The sequence below is a fragment of the Qipengyuania polymorpha genome, assembly GCF_019711435.1.
GTDB lineage: Bacteria > Pseudomonadota > Alphaproteobacteria > Sphingomonadales > Sphingomonadaceae > Qipengyuania > Qipengyuania polymorpha.
In genome coordinates this window covers 1,053,317-1,069,078 of record NZ_JAIGNK010000001.1, presented here as the reverse complement: position 1 = coordinate 1,069,078, position 15,762 = coordinate 1,053,317, and the positions used below count along the sequence as shown (strand labels likewise).

Below are 15,762 nucleotides of genomic sequence, written 5' to 3'. Positions count from 1 at the left end.
TGGTGACCCGTACGGGAATCGAACCCGTGTTTCAGCCGTGAAAGGGCCGCGTCCTAACCGCTAGACGAACGGGCCACATGATGTGGCACTATGTGCGGATTGCAGATGCAATAACGCCACCGATGGTGACCCGTACGGGAATCGAACCCGTGTTTCAGCCGTGAAAGGGCCGCGTCCTAACCGCTAGACGAACGGGCCACGGCCCCTGTGGGGCTCGGTGGCGTGGCGGCGCAATTAGGCGGGCTTGCGAAAAGCGTCAACCCTCCAATTGGGCCTTTTGCAATCAATCTGCAAAAGCTGCGTCTTCGAGATGCAATTCGGCGGCAGGGCGGGCACCCCAATCGTCGATTTTCACCCGGCCTGCGAGCCACAGCCTGCGCCCGCGCGAAGAATGGAGCAGCGCCTGGCCCATATCGCTTTCTGCTGCGCGGAAGGCGATTCCCTTGAAGCTCTTGCCGTCGTCGCCACTGGCGATAATGCGGACATGGTCGTTGCCGACGATGTCGCATTTGACGAGCCGCACCGGGCCGACTGCCACGCGCGGCCCCGGCCAGCCCACGCCATAAGGCCCGCCGCCATCCAGCGCTTCGACCAGTTCGGGCGTGAGGCCGCCCGGCGCGACGGCGATGTCGAGCAGCATCTCGCGATTTTGTCCGGCACGCGCCACTGCCGCCTCCAGATGCGCGTCGAGCCAGTCGGAGAAGGCTTCCAGCTTGTCCTCGGCCACAGTGAGGCCCGCAGCCATGGCATGGCCACCGCCCTTGACCAGCAGACCTTCTTCGCGCGCCCGGATGATGGCTGCGCCGAGGTCCACGCCCGGGATCGAACGGCCCGAACCCTTGCCTTCGCCATTCTCGTCGAGCGCGATGACCAGCGAGGGCTTGCCGCTCTTCTCCTTGATGCGGCCGGCCACGATGCCGATTACGCCCGGGTGCCAACCCTTCGCTGCGACCACGTGCACAGCGCGATTATGCTGCGCGGCAAGCTGTTCCTCGGCGGCCTGCTGGACCTCGGCCTCGATGGCGCGGCGTTCTTCGTTGAGAGCGGATAGCTGCGCGGCAATTTCGCGTGCCTCGTCGGGGTCCTGCGTCGTCAGCAAGCGCACACCCAGCGTCGATTCGCCCACGCGACCTCCGGCATTGATACGCGGGCCGAGCGCGAAGCCCAGGTCCGAACAGGCAGGAGCGCGCTTCAGCCGGCTGGCATCGATGAGCGCCGACATGCCGATATTGTCGCGTCGCGCCATGACCTTGAGACCCTGCGCCACGAAGGCACGGTTGAGGCCATGCAGCGCGGCGACGTCTGCGACTGTCCCGAGCGCCACTACGTCGAGCAGCGCGAACAGGTCGGGCTCCTTGCGGTCCGCGAAATAGCCTTGTGCGCGAAGTGTGCGAACAAGGGCGATGGCGAGCAGGAAAGCGACGCCCACCGCAGCCAGATGGCCGTGCGCCGCCGCAAGGTCGTTCTCATCGAGCCGGTTCGGGTTCACCAGCGCGGCGGCGCGCGGCAATTCGTGCGAACACTTGTGATGGTCGACCACGATGACATCGACCCCCGCATCGCTCGCCATCGCCAGCGCCTCATGCGCCATCGCGCCGCAATCGACCGTGACGATGAGGCTGGAGCCATCCTCGGCTAGTTTGACCAGCGCCTCGCCCGAGGGGCCGTAGCCTTCGAGCAGCCGGTCGGGAATGTAGTAATCCGCTTCGACACCCAAGTCGCGCAGCAGGCGGATGAGGAGCGCCGAACTGGTCGCCCCGTCGACGTCGTAATCGCCGTAGACCGTGATGCGCTCTTTGGTGAGCACCGCCTGCGCAATCCTGTCGGCAGCCGCGTCCATGTCGTTGAACTCGGACGGGTCGGGCAGGAAATCGCGCAAGGTCGGCGAGAGGTGGCGCTGCACATCTTCGGGCGCAACGCCGCGCGCTAGCAGGATTTGGCGTACGATGCTCTCGCCATCGCCGAAGTGGCCTTGTCCGAGGTCCATATTCCCGCCCCGCCAGCGCCAAGCGCGGCCCGTGAGGGAGTTGGAAACGCCGAAAACCTGGGGGAGGGCAGTGGAAGCCATCCGCCCTCACTACCGCGACCTGCGCCTTTCCAGCAAGCGCGCCCGCATTGACAATCGACAGTCCAGCGGCTTTCTCAGGCCATGGCTGACAAATATCTCCTGATTGTCTGGCATAGCCGCACCGGCAGCGCCGAAAGCCTTGCCGAGGCGGCCTTCGAAGGCGCTGGCAATCACTGCCGTATCATGCGTGCCCGGGATGTTCAGCCGAAGCATTTGATGGACGCGGGTGGTTACCTCTTCTGCTGCCCTGAAAACCTCGCCAGCATGAGCGGCGAAATGAAGGAGATGTTCGACCGCTGCTATTATCCGGTGCTGATGAAGATTGCCGGACGGCCCTTCGCCACCATCATTGCGGCGGGCAGCGACGGCGAGTGGGCACAAAAGCAGATAGACCGCATCTGCAAGGGCTGGCGGTTGAAGCGGGTGGTCGAGCACATGATTGTCGACACCGGCGCGCAGACCGAGGCGGAAATTACTGCGCCCAAGCAGATTGACGAGAGCGAGCTCGGCAGGGCACGCGAATTGGGCCAGGCCTTGGGACAGGGTATCGCTGACGGTATCTTCTAGGGTCCCGATTGCGCCGTTTCCGACCTATCTCCCAATTCCAGACTCGACGAAGCCCTTGGAAGTCGCCAAGAATTGGCGCGGGATTGTATCGGGGGGAAGCGGGCGGAATGCCAGCATCACAGGCATCGCTAGGGGAAGAGGCGCGTTCGCCGCAGGGGTTGTATCTCCTGTTCGAACCCGGCGCACGCCCGCAGCGCAGCGATGTGCTGGCAATGGTGGAGGCGCTCGACCTCGTCTGGGTGAGCCATGACCCCGCCGGCAGCCCCGCCGACCCGCAGGATGCTGCGCAAGGTCGCGATGGCTATTCGGGGCAGTGGCTCGAACTGATGATGTCGGGTCTCACCTTCGACCTGCTCGGCATGGCACCTGCCCCGGGCGTTGCGGTGCCCCAAGTGGTACATCGCGTGGCGCTGGGTGCCGAATGCGACCCGCATGGCAAGGAGGCATTGGTGCTGGTGCCTGGCCCGCATCTTGCCGACGGAGCGAACAGCCTGCCCATTGTGCGCGCCATGCTCGACCTTGGCTGCAAGATGGCCAGGCGGCTCGAAGGGGTGGAAGCGATTTGCTGGAGCCCCGCCCGCAGCGCGACCGCTACAGAATTGTTCTGCCGCTCGGTCGAAGGCTGGACCGAGGGAGGGCCATTCCCTGCGCTCGGCCTCACATCGTTCGCTGCGAATGGTGAAGGGCAGTTTGCTAGCGAGGGGCTGGGTTTCTTCGTCGGGCAGGAGCTTCGTTTCCATCCGACGCTGGCGCAAGACCGCTTGGCTGCCACTCGTCTCGGCATGCGGCTGGTGCACGATATCGTAAGTGCCGGACGGGTCGGCGAGGCGCGCGAATTCGTGACCGAAGATGGCGAGAGATACTCGCTCAGCCCCTTGCCCGACTGCGACATCGTGGAGGTGTCGCGCATGTAGCGTCGCGTCGGGATGGGGAGAGCAATCGGGAACCAGGCGCGCGGTACTCTGCCGTTTCGCAGCGTGAACAGGCGCGGCTGTCCGGGCCATGATGCCGGGCTGCAAAAGCATCACCTGCTGCCGAGGCAATTGCTCACCCGTCGATGTTTTTCGCGTCTCTTTTCCGAGGTCGGGCGCGAGGCGCTGGGGTTCGACGATTTCCGCCGCAACGGCATCCTCCTGCCAGCCCGCGACGAGGCGGTTTGGCGGACCCTGTTGCCGCTCCACCGCGGCCCGCATCGCGATTACAACGCGATGGTCATCGAGCGGGTCGGTATCATCGAGGGCCGCTGGTCGCACCGCAAGAAGCTCTGTTCGCAGCAGGCGGGCGAGGAGGCATTGCTTCGTCTCGGCCTGCTGCAATCGGCCTTGCGCAAACGCCTACTCGACCAGTCGCGGAAGCTCGTTCTCAATCGCCGCGACCCGGCGCTGGTCAAGCCCGACTTCTCCGAACTCGATGCAATGGCCGAAGCGCTGTTCGCAGCTGCTGCCTAGGCGGTCTTGCCTGCCAGCGCTTCCTTGGCGGCGACGTATTCGGCTTCGAGACGCGCGACCATGTCCTCGACTGGTCCCACGCTCTTCACCGTGCCGATGCCCTGGCCCGAGCCCCAGATGTCCTTCCACGCCTTGGCCTTGGTGTTGCCGCCGCTGCCGAAGTTCATTTTCGACGGGTCGCTGGTGGGCAGGTTGTCGGGGTCGAGTCCTGCGTTCTCGATGGAAGAGCGCAGGTAATTGCCGTGCACGCCGGTGAAGAGGTTGGAATAGACGATGCCGTCCGCGCTGCCCTCGACGATGCCCTGCTTGTAGCCATCGACCGCATTGGCCTCCTCGGTCGCAATCCAGGGCGAGCCGATATAGGCGAAGTCCGCCCCTAGCGCCTGGGCTGCGAGTATGGAGCGACCATGCGCGATGGAGCCCGAGAGCGCCACGAGCCCGTCGAACCATTCGCGGATTTCCTGCATCAAGGCGAAGGGGCTGAGCGTGCCGGCATGACCACCGGCACCGGCGGCAACGGGGATAAGCCCGTCCGCGCCCTTTTCGATCGCCTTGTGGGCGAAGCGATTGTTGATGACATCATGCATGGTGATGCCGCCCCAGCCGCGCACCGCGTTGAAGATTTCCTCGCGCGCGCCGAGCGAGGTGATGATCAGCGGCACCTGCCATTTCGCGCAGGTCGCCATGTCCGCCTCGATACGGTCGTTCGAGCGGTGGACGATCTGGTTGACCGCGAAGGGTGCTGCCGGGCGGTCGGGATTGTCGCGATTATGCGCGGACAGCTCCTCGGTAATCTGGTGCAGCCATTCGTCGAGCTGGCTCTGCGGACGCGCGTTCAGCGCCGGGAAGCTGCCGACGATGCCCGCCTTGCACTGCGCGATGACCAGCTCGGGGCCCGACACGATGAACAGCGGCGAACCGATGACAGGGATGCGCAGCTTGTCGAAAGGGACGGGAAGGGTCATGCGGAAAGGCTCCTCGATTGCAGTTGGAGCAGGGCGTATGGCGCGTTTGCGCGCTTGTCGAGTGTGACGTTACGTAAACGTCAGGCAGCTTCCAGCAGGTGCTCCAGCCCGTAGACCCGCGCCGCCGTACCTGCGAACAGCGCTTGGCGCTCGTCTTCGGAATGGCTGTGCGAGAGGCGCTTGAAGGCATTCCACAAGACCTCGTAGCTCGCGCCCCAGCGGTCGACCGGATAGTTCGATTCGAACATTGCGCGGTCCGCGCCGAAGGCCTCGATGCAGGTCTCGACATAGGGCCGCCACAGCGCGGCGAGATGTTCGGAACTATGGCCCTTCATCGGCCCGTCCTCGGGCAGGCCGCAGAAAGCCATCGCCAGCCCGCCCAGCTTGACCACCACATTCTCGCACTCGGCAATCGCCTTGATGGAGGCGCGCCAGCGGTCGAAATGTTCGTGCTGCTTGCCCTTGTAACAGGCAATACCGAGCGGCGTGCCGCAATGGTCGAGCACAATGGTCTGCTGGGGGAAGGCCTTGGCTAGGTCCAGCACGTCGCCCAATTGCGGCTCGAGCAGCCAGGCGTCGAAGGTCAGCCCATGCTCGGCATAGGCGGCGAAACCGGCGCGGAAGGCGTCGGAGCCGTAGAGGCCTTCGGGCGCATGGAAGGGAGGGCCGAGCACATCGGGGTCGGCATCCCAGGCCGCGGCATGGCGGATACCACGAAAACGCCCGTTACCTGCCGCTACCAGAGCCTCGACCACCGGCTTGACCGCATCGCCCAGCGTGAGGTCGGCATGGCCCACGATGCCTGCGCAAGGCCGGTAATCGCCGTAGAGGCCGCTCGCCCCTTGCGCCGCGACGCCGTTGACGAATTCGACCTCGCCCACGCTCTTCATGGCGTCGCCGCGGCTGGCATCGTAGAAGGCCCCGCATTCCATGAAGACCGTGCCGACGATGTTGTGGCCGCCTTCGAGGCCGCCGCGCGTGTCATGCTGCAACTCGTCGAAGGTGTAATAGGCCGCACCCGCAATCGCCTCGATGAAATCATGCCGCGGTTCGGGGAAGGCGGGGACCAGCGGGCGCAGGTCCCACAGGTGATGGTGCGGGTCGATGATGGACAGGTCGGGATCGATGATGTCTTCGCTCATGTCGCGGCTCCTCTCAGGCCATTCCTACAGCTTGGAACACTTGGAACACGGTCCGGGGCAAAAAGCAAAGAGGTGTTTGTGAGCGGCGGAATTGCGTGTGTTTTGAAGAAAAGCGAAGGTGTCATTCGGACCTGTTAGTAGGCCTGCCCAAATGTAGGAAAGTCAAACCGACGAAGCAGTTTGGTAATCCGCTGATTTCGCGATAGTCTTCATCTGAAAAATCAGAGGAGAGTCGCATGTCGTTTTCGCGCGTTTCGCTTTTCACCACGGCCAGCCTCGCGCTGTTCCTCTCCTCACCAGCTTCGGCGCAGGACGTTCCCGACGAGGACGAGCAGGAAGCTGCCGATGCCGGTTCGATTATCGTCACCGCAACACGCGTACGCCAGGGCGGGGCGCAGGACATCAAGCATTTCCGCTCGGTTTCGCTCGACGGCGATTTCCTGCCGCCGACCAGCAGCCTGACGCTGGAAGGCCTGTTGGGCGAGCATGACTTGACGCTCCCCTCGACCGGCGATTGCACGCAGCTATTCTGTATATCTTCGCACGCGATGGAGGCCTCGCTACCGGGCCGCGAGCAGGATGCCTATTTCGTCGGCCTCGGCTTCGACAGCGCTATCGATGCCGATGCCTATCGCGCCGAGCCGGTCAGCCTGATTGCGGTGGTCGACCGGTCGGGTTCGATGAGCGGGTCGCCGCTCGAACGGGTGAAGGAAGGGCTGAACTCGGCGCTCAAGCAATTGCGCCCGGGCGACCGGATGGGAATCGTCATCTACGGCTCGGAAACCGTGGTGCACCTGCCCGTTACCGATGTCGACGGCAACGAGGCTGCCATCCGGCAAGCCATCGCGACCATCGAAAGTAATGGCTCGACTGCCATGGAGGCGGGTCTCGAGCTCGGTTACAAAACAGCCGTCGAAGAACTGAAGCAGAGCCGCGGCAAGACCCGGCTCATGCTCTTCACCGACGAGAACCCGAATGTCGGCAACACTTCCGCCGAAGGGTTCATGGGGCAGGCCACGCGTGGCTCGCGCATGGGTATCGGCCTCACCACCATTGGCGTCGGCGTGCATTTCGATGGCGCGCTGGCCAGCCGCGTGTCGAGCGTGCGCGGGGGGAACCTCTTCTTCCTCGATGACGAGGACGATGCCGCAAAGCTGTTCGACACGGAATTTTACAACATGGTCAGCGAGGTCGCGCATGACGTCGCCATCACCATCGACCCGGCAGAAGGCTACAAGGTCACCGGCGTGTTCGGCGTGCCCGACGGCCTGATGTCCGAGGCAGACGACGGGCTGGTCACCGTGACGATTGGTTCGGCGTTCCTGTCCTCCAATGGCGGGGGCATCTACTTCTCGCTTGGCAAGGACGCAGAACGTGAATTCCTGCCAGCGCGTGAACTGGGGCAGACCTCGCCGGCGCAGATTGCCGTGAGCTATACCGATGCGCTGTCAGGCCAGAGTCATACAGACAGCGATGGTGTCGGTGGGGTTGCGAAAGCGCCCGAGCGCCTGCGCGCTGCACACTTGCTCGTGGACCAGTACCTCACCCTGTCTTCGGCGCTTGGCGACTATCACCAGAAGGGCGAACGCAAATCGGTGTTCCACCGGCTGGATGCGCTCTCGCAGCGGATTGCCGCGGCTGATGTCGAGGGTTTCGAGAACGAAGCGGAACTGGTCGATAGCTTGAAGGGCAGGGCGGCCTACCTTGCTGGCTATGCCGGAGAACTGCCGCGCGAGATGCGGCATTTCGGGGTGGTCGGGACGTGGAGAGTGCTGCGCCACCGCGGCGTGGACGACATCGGGCGCGGAGACCGGGTCGAAATCACGAAGGACAATGAGTTCATCACCTATCGCGAAGGCCGCTATGGCGATGGCGACGAAATCTTCCAGTATTTCGAGGTCAACGAGAAGCGGCTCCATATCGAGGATACCGACCTCGTCCTGCGCTATACCTTCAACGGAGACCGGATGCGGCTGTCAGATGGCCGCGAAGGGAGCGAAATCCTTCTCGAGCGCATCGAGAGCGAGGACAGCTAGGCGCACCGGCAAGGGCTCGCTCAGGCGGCCGTATTTTCCACCCGGTTCCGTCCGCGCGCCTTCGCCTTGTAGAGGGCGTCATCCGCGTTGCAGAGCACCTCGTCGATCGGAGTGTCGCGATGCCAGCGGGACAGGCCGATGGAGCAGGTCGTGCGCAGGCCGGGGAGGCGCAATTGGTCCGAAATCCCCTCAATGGCGCAGCGCAGCCTTTCTGCAGCCGCGCTGGCGCATCCCTTCCCGCTGCAATCCAGCAGCATGACGAATTCCTCGCCGCCGAGCCGCACTGCGCAATGATCGCCCGCAGGGAGCGATTCCTGCACTTGCTTGATCGTCTCTCCGACCTTGACCAGTACCTTGTCGCCCACGGCATGGCCAAACCGGTCGTTGATGGACTTGAAATCGTCGAGATCGAGCGAGAGCAGGTAGCGCTCTTGCCCCTCGTCGTAATCCCCTGCGCATTCGAAAAAGGCGCGCCGGTTCATCAGTCCGGTGAGCGGATCGCGGAACGCCAGGAATTCGGCATGCGCCAGCGAATCCGCCAGTTCCTCCGACAGGATGCGGTTTTCGACCAGGGTACGCGATGTCAGTATGCGCTGGCCGGACAGGGCGTAGGCGAAGGCCAGGAAGATCAGGGAAAGGCACAGGGTGCCGAATGTCGCCGGCAGCAGCATCGAGGCTTCCCAAAGCCACATGCCGAGGACGGTACTTGAGACAAAACCGGCGAGGAAGGCGAACAGCAGTCGATAGGCCGGTCCGACGATGGCGGTGATGAGGCTGGCACCGACCAGTGTTCCGCCTCCGAGGATAAGCCGCGCGGGGTGGAGCACGGGGTCGCTCATCACGGCAGCCAGGACGAAGCCCCAGCTCGCTCCCCCCAACAGCATGGCGAAAACGGCGTAGGCGAGCTGTTTGCGAATGCGCTTGCCGCGTTCCAGGGCCATGCCGAGCCTATGCGATGCGAAACGCGTGTGGAGCAGCGCGAACAGGCGCGCCATCAGGGGCAGGAAAAAGAATTCGCTATTGGGCATCCGCGTGGCGGCAAGCACCATGACAAGCCACAGCATCGCCTGTGCCGGCAGGTTTCGCCGCTCGACAAGCAGGATGCCCGAGAGCGTCTCGCGAAAGACCTCGGATTTGTAGCTTCTGCTTTCGTGCACGACGAGGAAACCTTCCTCGTCGACCACATTCGACAGGGGCATGCGATGGCCTCCCTAAAGAAACTGCTCCATCGCGACCGGTTGTTATTTTCTTGCTTCTTATCTCACGTGCGAACCGTGATTATGCCTCCGGCCGATGTCCCCCATGGGCATCGAGCAGGCTGCGGACCTTCTCAGGGTCAATTCCGTCATAGCTCGTATCGACGGAAACAAAAATCTTTCCCTTCTTTATCTCGCGTTCGTAAAGAGTTGCTGAAACTCCATCGACATCGTGGTCGGTCAGCATTTTCGCGATTGCGCCGCCGGTCGCGCCGATGACGCCGCTGACCGCTGCAACCGGGCCGATCGCTGCGCTGGTCATCGCTCCGGCCACCGCGACCGGGCCGAGGCCGGGTATCATCAGCATCCCCACGCCGAGCATGGCGCCTGCCACGCCCGCACCGGTGATTGTCCCCGCGACAGTCCCCGGGCTGTGTCCGCGCGCCGGTTCGTATTTTTCTTCAAGGTACTCGCTGGCCCGCCACAGCATGGCGATGGCATCCTCGGGCACGCCGTTTTCGGCAAGGGCCTCAACGGTACGGCTGGCTGCCTCAGGCTTGTCGAATACGGCGGTGAGGAGGTGCTGGCGGTCACGCGCCATCTCGTCGAGAGCCTTTGAAAACGCCCGCGAAAAACGCTCGCGCTCGCGCTCGCTACGGAAGTTGGCGCGCAGCCCTGCGGAGTCGTGGAGCTTTTTGACGCTGGGGGTCTGGGCCTTGGCGAACAGCGTGCGGAGCAACATCTCGATCGTGGTGCGCCGCAGCTTCTGGTCCGTGCCGCGATTGATCCATTCGAGCTCGAGCGGACGAGGGTGCGCCTCGTCGAGGAAGTAAAGTGCAGGCAGTTCTGCCGCCTTTACGACATAAGCATGCGCAGGTTCCCCCAAATCGCCCATGTGTCAGTAGGTAGTCGAAAAATACCTATTTCGCAAAGTACGTATCCGACATCTGGCCCAAAAATGGACTTTATTATTCATTTCATGCGTCCGCGACTGCTGAATTGGCCGCGCTGAGGACCGCGCGAACACTGGCAGTCGCGACGTCCTCGTCGATGCCGACACCCCAGATCGTGCGACCGTCGGGCGTCCTGCATTCGAGATAGGCTGCCGCGCGGCTGTCGCGCCCGGTTGTGAGCGCGTGTTCGGTGTAGTCGACGATCTCCAGGGCAAGGCCGAAGCTGTCCTCGATGGTCGAGAGCACGGAGGAAATAAGACCATTGCCGCGGCCCGAGACGCTCTGCTCCTGTCCCTTGACGGCAATCGTGCCACTGAACAGGCGCGTGCCGTCCGTCGCGCGGCGCTCCTCGTAATCGACCAGCTGGAAGTGCTTTTCCTCGGTCTGGACGTGATAGGCCTGCTTGAAGGCCTGCCAGATGTCGGCAGCGCCCAGTTCGCGGCCCAGTTCGTCGGCCATGCGCTGGACGTGCGGGCTGAAATCGGCCTGCATCTTCTTCGGCAGCTTGAGTCCCTGATCCTGCTCGAGCACCCACGCAAAACCGCCTTTGCCCGACTGCGAATTGACGCGGATGACCGCTTCATAGCTGCGCCCGAGGTCAGCGGGGTCGATGGGAAGGTAGGGCACGCGCCAGTGCGGATCGTTCTGGCGCTCGTTCGCGGCGAAGCCCTTCTTGATCGCGTCCTGGTGGCTGCCGGAAAAGGCCGTGTAGACCAGCTCGCCGCCATAGGGGTGGCGCTGGTGGACGGGCAGTTCGTTGCAATATTCGACCGTCTCGATGACGCGGTCGATGTCGGAGAAGTCGAGCTTCGGGTCGACGCCTTGCGTGTACATGTTGAGCGCCATGGTCACGAGGCAGCAATTGCCCGTGCGCTCGCCATTGCCGAAGAGGCAGCCTTCGACGCGGTCTGCGCCCGCCATCAGCGCGAGCTCCGCCGCCGCCACGCCCGTGCCGCGGTCGTTATGCGTGTGGAGACTGATGACCGCGCTTTCGCGGTTCGGCAGGTTGCGGATGAAATATTCGACCTGGTCGGCATAGATGTTGGGCGTCGCTGCCTCCACTGTGGCGGGCAGGTTAAGGATGATGGGATGGTCTGGCGTGGGTGCGAGCACTTCCATCACCGACTCGCAAACCTCGAGGCTGAAATCGAGTTCGGCAGTCGAGAAGGTCTCCGGCGAATACTGGAAATGCCAGTCGGTATCAGGCTGCATACCCGCCTCGTCGCGCATCACCTTTGCGCCGTGCACCGCGATATCGCGCACCTGGTCCCTGGTCATGCCGAAGACGACCTCGCGCCAGGCGGGGCTGACGGCGTTGTAGAGATGGACGATGGCCGCACGTGCGCCGGAGAGGCTGGCGAAGCTGGTGCGGATGAGGTCCTCGCGGCTTTGCGTCAGGACCTGCACGATGACGTCGTCAGGAATGCGGCCCGATTTGACGAGGCCTGAAATGAAATCGAACTCGGTCGCGCCCGCGCTGGGGAAGCCGACCTCGATTTCCTTCACCCCCACTTCCACGAGCAGGTTGAAGAAGCGGTTCTTCTTGTGCGCGTCCATCGGGTCGACAATCGCTTGGTTGCCGTCGCGAAGGTCGGTCGACAGCCAGCGGGGCGGGGCGGTGATGGTGCGTGTGGGCCACTCCCGGTCCACGAGGGGGACCTGCGGGAAGGGCGAATATTTGACGCTCGGGTTCTTGAGCATGGACATGAAAAAGTACTCGTATCGGTGGCGGCTTATCGCGGGGTCTGCCCTTGGGTGCGCGGCGCACCCTGATGGCACGCCTGTGTCACGCCCAAGGGCGGGTAAGTCGCAGTAGGGTTCCGATGCGGGTCATGACATTGTGCATTGCGCAATATTGCCACGAATTCAAGCGCGAGTTTGCGAAATTATCGAATGCGCAGCCGCTCGCGGTTCAATTGTTGCACGCTGGTTACGCCCATCAGGCGCATGGCGCGCTCGATTTCCTCCTTGAGGATGGTGAGCGCGCGCTCGACGCCATCCTGTCCCGCTGCTGCCAGAGCATAGAGGTAAAGCCTTCCCCCCGAGGCGGCGGTGGCCCCCATGGCTTGGGCTTTCATCACATGCGTACCGCGCCGTACTCCGCCATCGAGAATGATTTCGATTTCCCCGCCGACCTCGTCGACGATTTCCTTCAGCTGGTCGAAGGGCGCACGGCTGCCGTCCAGTTGCCGACCGCCATGGTTGGAAATCCAGATGGCATCGGCGCCGATGTCGACCGCGCGGCGCGCATCGGCTGCGCTCATCACGCCCTTGAGGGCAAAAGTCCCGCCCCAGTCCTGCCGGATGCGCGCGGCGGTGTCCCAGTCCATGCCGGTGTCGAGCATGGTGTTGAAATATTCCTGGATGCTCACCGCCTTGCCGGTGCCTTCGCTGACATAGCCGTCGAGATTGGGCAGGCGGAATTTGGGGCCGAAGACATAGTCGAGCGTCCAGCGTGGGCGCGTGGCGTAGCTCCATAGCGAGGAAGCGGAAAAGCGGGGCGGGGTGGTGAAGCCCGAACGCAGGCACCGCTCGCGCTTGCCCGATACGATAGTGTCCACCGTCAGCGCCAAGGCATCGAAATCGGCGGCCTTGCAGCGCTCTATCATGCTGGCGTTCAGGCCCTTGTCCTTGTGGACATAGAGCTGGAACAGCTTGGGCGCAGACGTGAGCGCGGCAATTTCCTCGATGGAATGCGTCGCGAGGCTGGAGATGCCGAACCACACGCCGAATTTCTCTGCCGCCTTCGCCACTGCCCGCTCGCCATCGCGGTGGAATGCACGTTGGAGGGCGGTCGGGCTGAGCATCAGCGGCAGTTCGCTGCGGCAGCCCATGATGGAGCAACTGGTGTCGATGGTCTCGACGCCTGCCAGTACGTCGGGCACGAGGTCGACATCATCGAAGGCGGCAGTGTTGCGCGCCTTGGTCAGCTCGTCATCCGCCGCGCCGTCGATGTAGTCGAACACCGGCCACGGCAGGCGCTTCTTCGCCAGTGTGCGGAAATCGTCGATGTTATGGCAGTCGGAAAGGTTCACTCCGCCCGAGTGCCGTAGCCACCGCGTGTCTGCAAGTCATCGAAAGTGTAGGAGAGGGCAAGCCGCTCTTTCTGCGTGCCGGCATAGCGCGGGTCTTGGCGCAAGCAGGCTTCGCCGCAAATCTGGATTACGGTTTCTTGCCTCCAGTCGGTTTGCCAGAGGCGCCCGCCGGGGGTGGAAATGAAGCCGTAGATGCGCGCGTCGATATCGCTGGCGAGATCCTCAATCGAGGGCATTTCGCTGTCGAAACCGACGTCGTAGCCTCCATGCGTGTGAAAGCTGGCGACGACATTGTTGCCGAGCGGGAGGCCCCAGTCGAAAGCGCAGGTCGCGCGTGTGCCGTCATAGATTTTGGCGGTGTGCAGCTTGCCCGCCTCGTCTTCATAGACGACGCCGCAGAATTCCTGGTTCTGCGTGATGGAGCGTTCCTGCAAATCCTCGAGCGTTGCGCGTGTGTAGCGGGTAATCTCGTCGAGGCTCGACTGCGGCTCGTAAGCGGGCGAGCGTTCGCGGGTCAGCTGGTTGAAGATGACCGCGGCGAAGGCAATCGCGCAGAGTACGTAGAGCAGCTTGTTGGTGTTTGCGTCCCCCATTGGTGGAGGCATGGCGTGAAGAGTTGCTCTTGTCGAGCGGTTCAGCCCGTCAAATCCTGCCGAGCGCCTGCTTTTCCTCATCGGTTGGGCTGCGGGGTTCGGCAATCGGGGCTGCGCTGGCCGGGTCGAAAAGCTGGAAGCCCTTGCGTGCACCGGAGAAGCGGTCGGCGAAGAGGCGGGCGATGACCCGGCGTATCATGGTGAAAGCCGAAACGGGCGGGGTGACCACATCCGGACCGGTCGCGAATTTTGCAAAGACACTTCCGCGCGGTGGGCCGAGGACCTTGTCGCGTGCCTCCTCATCGATGCTGGTCGTCACCATCGACAGGAATGGCCAGCGTCCATTGTCCATCGTGTTGAAGAGGGGCGTGCGGCAGGTCTCGCAATACCAGCGCAGCAATTGGCCGCCGGTAAGATTGATGCAGGCGAGGCTGTCCAGCCCCTTGTCGATATGGAGGTGACCTACACGGGTCTGGTAAACCGAGCAGCCGCCCGCGCTGTCTAGCGCATCCTCGCGGTCCATCAGGCGCAGGAAATCGCGGCAGTCGTTGCAATAGCACGTGTAGCGGTCGCCCTGTTTGGGGCCGACGTCGCGCAATTCACCCGCGACTGCGCCGCAGTGGCATTTGAAATGGAGGTTGTCGGCCGCGCCCATGTGCATCCTCTCCCAAGGAATTCTGATGGACGCGACCTATCCCGCTAGTTCTTGTCCTTGTCCACCAGCTTGTTTGCGCCAATCCAGGGCATCATCGCGCGAAGCTGCGAGCCGGTCTTCTCGATTGGATGCGCGGCAGCGGCATTGCGGCTGGCTTTCAGTTCGGGCTGGCCCGCCTGGTTGTCGAGCACGAAGTCCTTTACGAAACGGCCGGACTGGATGTCCTTGAGAACGCGGCCCATTTCGGCCTTGGTCTCTTCGGTGATGATACGCGGGCCGGTCTTGATGTCGCCATATTCGGCAGTGTTCGAGATCGAATAGCGCATGTTGGCGATGCCGCCTTCATAGAGCAGATCGACGATAAGCTTTGTTTCGTGGAGGCACTCGAAATAGGCCATTTCGGGCGCGTAACCGGCCTCGACCAGTGTTTCGAAACCGGCCTGGATGAGGTGGGTGATACCGCCGCATAGTACCGCCTGCTCGCCGAAGAGGTCGGTTTCGCACTCTTCCTTGAAGTCGGTTTCGATGATGCCCGAACGACCGCCGCCGACGGCGCTGGCGTATGACAGCGCAAGCTGCTTGGCGAAGCCGTTGCCGCCCGACTGGTTGCTTTCCTGATGGACCGCGATGAGGCAGGGCACGCCGCCGCCTTTGATATATTCTCCGCGCACCGTGTGTCCGGGACCCTTGGGCGCGATCATGATGACATCGATATCGGCGGGCGGATCGATCAGGCCGAAGTGGATGTTGAGACCATGCGCAAAGGCGAGCGCGGTGCCGGGGCGCATCTTGCCGGCGACTTCATTGGCGTAGATCGCCGCCTGATGCTCGTCGGGCGCGAGGATCATCAGCACGTCGGCCCACTCGGCGGCCTCCGACACGGTCTTCACCGTGAAGCCCGCACCTTCTGCCTTCTTCGCCGTGGCCGAACCTTCGCGCAGCGCGATGACGACTTCGCCAACCCCGCTGTCGCGCAGGTTCTGGGCGTGGGCGTGGCCCTGGCTGCCATAGCCGACGATCGCGACCTTCTTGTCCTTGATCAGCTGCTGGTCGCAATCGGCATCGTAATAGACTTGCATTGGATTCCTCGTTCTCTCTTGCGGA

Annotated in this window: 14 protein-coding genes and 2 tRNA genes; 4 read left to right on the top strand and 12 right to left on the bottom strand. The window is 63.2% G+C overall.

Annotated elements, in window-relative coordinates; all coding sequences use genetic code 11:
* The 3 genes from K3152_RS05300 to recJ form a co-directional block, all read right to left on the bottom strand.
* Positions 1-75 (bottom strand) — tRNA-Glu (locus K3152_RS05300).
* Between the two features lie 48 nt (positions 76-123).
* Positions 124-198: transfer RNA gene (locus K3152_RS05295), tRNA-Glu, on the bottom strand.
* Between the two features lie 85 nt (positions 199-283).
* A complete protein-coding gene (recJ, locus tag K3152_RS05290) occupies positions 284-2,068 on the bottom strand; it encodes a single-stranded-DNA-specific exonuclease RecJ (protein ID WP_221573033.1) in 1,785 nt (594 codons plus the stop codon).
* 81 nt (positions 2,069-2,149) lie between these two features.
* Here recJ and K3152_RS05285 point away from each other — a divergent pair, with 81 nt between their 5' ends.
* The 3 genes from K3152_RS05285 to K3152_RS05275 all read left to right on the top strand — a co-directional run bounded on the left by K3152_RS05285 (position 2,150) and on the right by K3152_RS05275 (position 4,083).
* Positions 2,150-2,635, top strand: a complete 486-nt coding sequence (locus tag K3152_RS05285) for a flavodoxin family protein (protein ID WP_221573032.1) — start codon at positions 2,150-2,152, stop codon at positions 2,633-2,635.
* Positions 2,636-2,742: 107 nt separating this feature from the next.
* Entirely contained in the window at positions 2,743-3,549 is an 807-nt protein-coding gene (locus K3152_RS05280; protein ID WP_221573031.1) for a hypothetical protein, read from the top strand.
* A gap of 12 nt (positions 3,550-3,561) precedes the next feature.
* Positions 3,562-4,083, top strand: coding sequence for an AHH domain-containing protein (locus K3152_RS05275; protein WP_221573030.1), 522 nt, complete (start codon positions 3,562-3,564; stop codon positions 4,081-4,083).
* Here the strand turns inward: K3152_RS05275 and K3152_RS05270 are convergent.
* Entirely contained in the window at positions 4,080-5,048 is a 969-nt protein-coding gene (locus tag K3152_RS05270) for an NAD(P)H-dependent flavin oxidoreductase (RefSeq protein WP_221573029.1), read from the bottom strand. The genes K3152_RS05275 and K3152_RS05270 overlap by 4 nt on opposite strands.
* A gap of 80 nt (positions 5,049-5,128) precedes the next feature.
* Positions 5,129-6,190, bottom strand: a complete 1,062-nt coding sequence (locus tag K3152_RS05265) for an amidohydrolase family protein (protein ID WP_221573028.1) — start codon at positions 6,188-6,190, stop codon at positions 5,129-5,131.
* A 236-nt stretch (positions 6,191-6,426) separates the two neighbouring features.
* On the opposite strand from K3152_RS05265, the gene K3152_RS05260 reads away from it, so the two are divergent.
* The gene (locus K3152_RS05260) at positions 6,427-8,226 is read left to right on the top strand and encodes a vWA domain-containing protein (protein WP_221573027.1); all 1,800 of its coding nucleotides are present in this window, start codon (positions 6,427-6,429) and stop codon (positions 8,224-8,226) included.
* 20 nt (positions 8,227-8,246) lie between these two features.
* Here K3152_RS05260 and K3152_RS05255 read toward each other — a convergent pair whose 3' ends face one another.
* The 7 genes from K3152_RS05255 to ilvC all read right to left on the bottom strand — a co-directional run bounded on the left by K3152_RS05255 (position 8,247) and on the right by ilvC (position 15,737).
* Positions 8,247-9,425: a GGDEF domain-containing protein gene (locus K3152_RS05255; protein WP_221573026.1), complete on the bottom strand. Its 1,179-nt coding sequence runs from the start codon at positions 9,423-9,425 to the stop codon at positions 8,247-8,249.
* Between the two features lie 79 nt (positions 9,426-9,504).
* Complete coding sequence (locus K3152_RS05250) at positions 9,505-10,317, bottom strand: hypothetical protein (RefSeq protein WP_221573020.1); 813 nt, start codon at positions 10,315-10,317, stop codon at positions 9,505-9,507.
* 82 nt (positions 10,318-10,399) lie between these two features.
* Positions 10,400-12,082: a 2-isopropylmalate synthase gene (gene leuA / locus K3152_RS05245; RefSeq protein ID WP_221573011.1), complete on the bottom strand. Its 1,683-nt coding sequence runs from the start codon at positions 12,080-12,082 to the stop codon at positions 10,400-10,402.
* 179 nt (positions 12,083-12,261) lie between these two features.
* A complete protein-coding gene (locus tag K3152_RS05240; protein ID WP_221573009.1) occupies positions 12,262-13,410 on the bottom strand; it encodes an alpha-hydroxy acid oxidase in 1,149 nt (382 codons plus the stop codon).
* Positions 13,407-14,003, bottom strand: coding sequence for a DUF4329 domain-containing protein (locus K3152_RS05235; protein WP_221573008.1), 597 nt, complete (start codon positions 14,001-14,003; stop codon positions 13,407-13,409). The genes K3152_RS05240 and K3152_RS05235 overlap by 4 nt, the downstream gene beginning before the upstream one ends.
* Before the next feature lie 49 nt (positions 14,004-14,052).
* The gene (locus K3152_RS05230) at positions 14,053-14,658 is read right to left on the bottom strand and encodes a DUF6151 family protein (protein ID WP_221573007.1); all 606 of its coding nucleotides are present in this window, start codon (positions 14,656-14,658) and stop codon (positions 14,053-14,055) included.
* Positions 14,659-14,702: 44 nt separating this feature from the next.
* On the bottom strand, positions 14,703-15,737 hold the full coding sequence (gene ilvC / locus K3152_RS05225) for a ketol-acid reductoisomerase (RefSeq protein WP_221573005.1): 1,035 nt from the start codon (positions 15,735-15,737) through the stop codon (positions 14,703-14,705).
* Positions 15,738-15,762 lie beyond the last annotated feature (25 nt).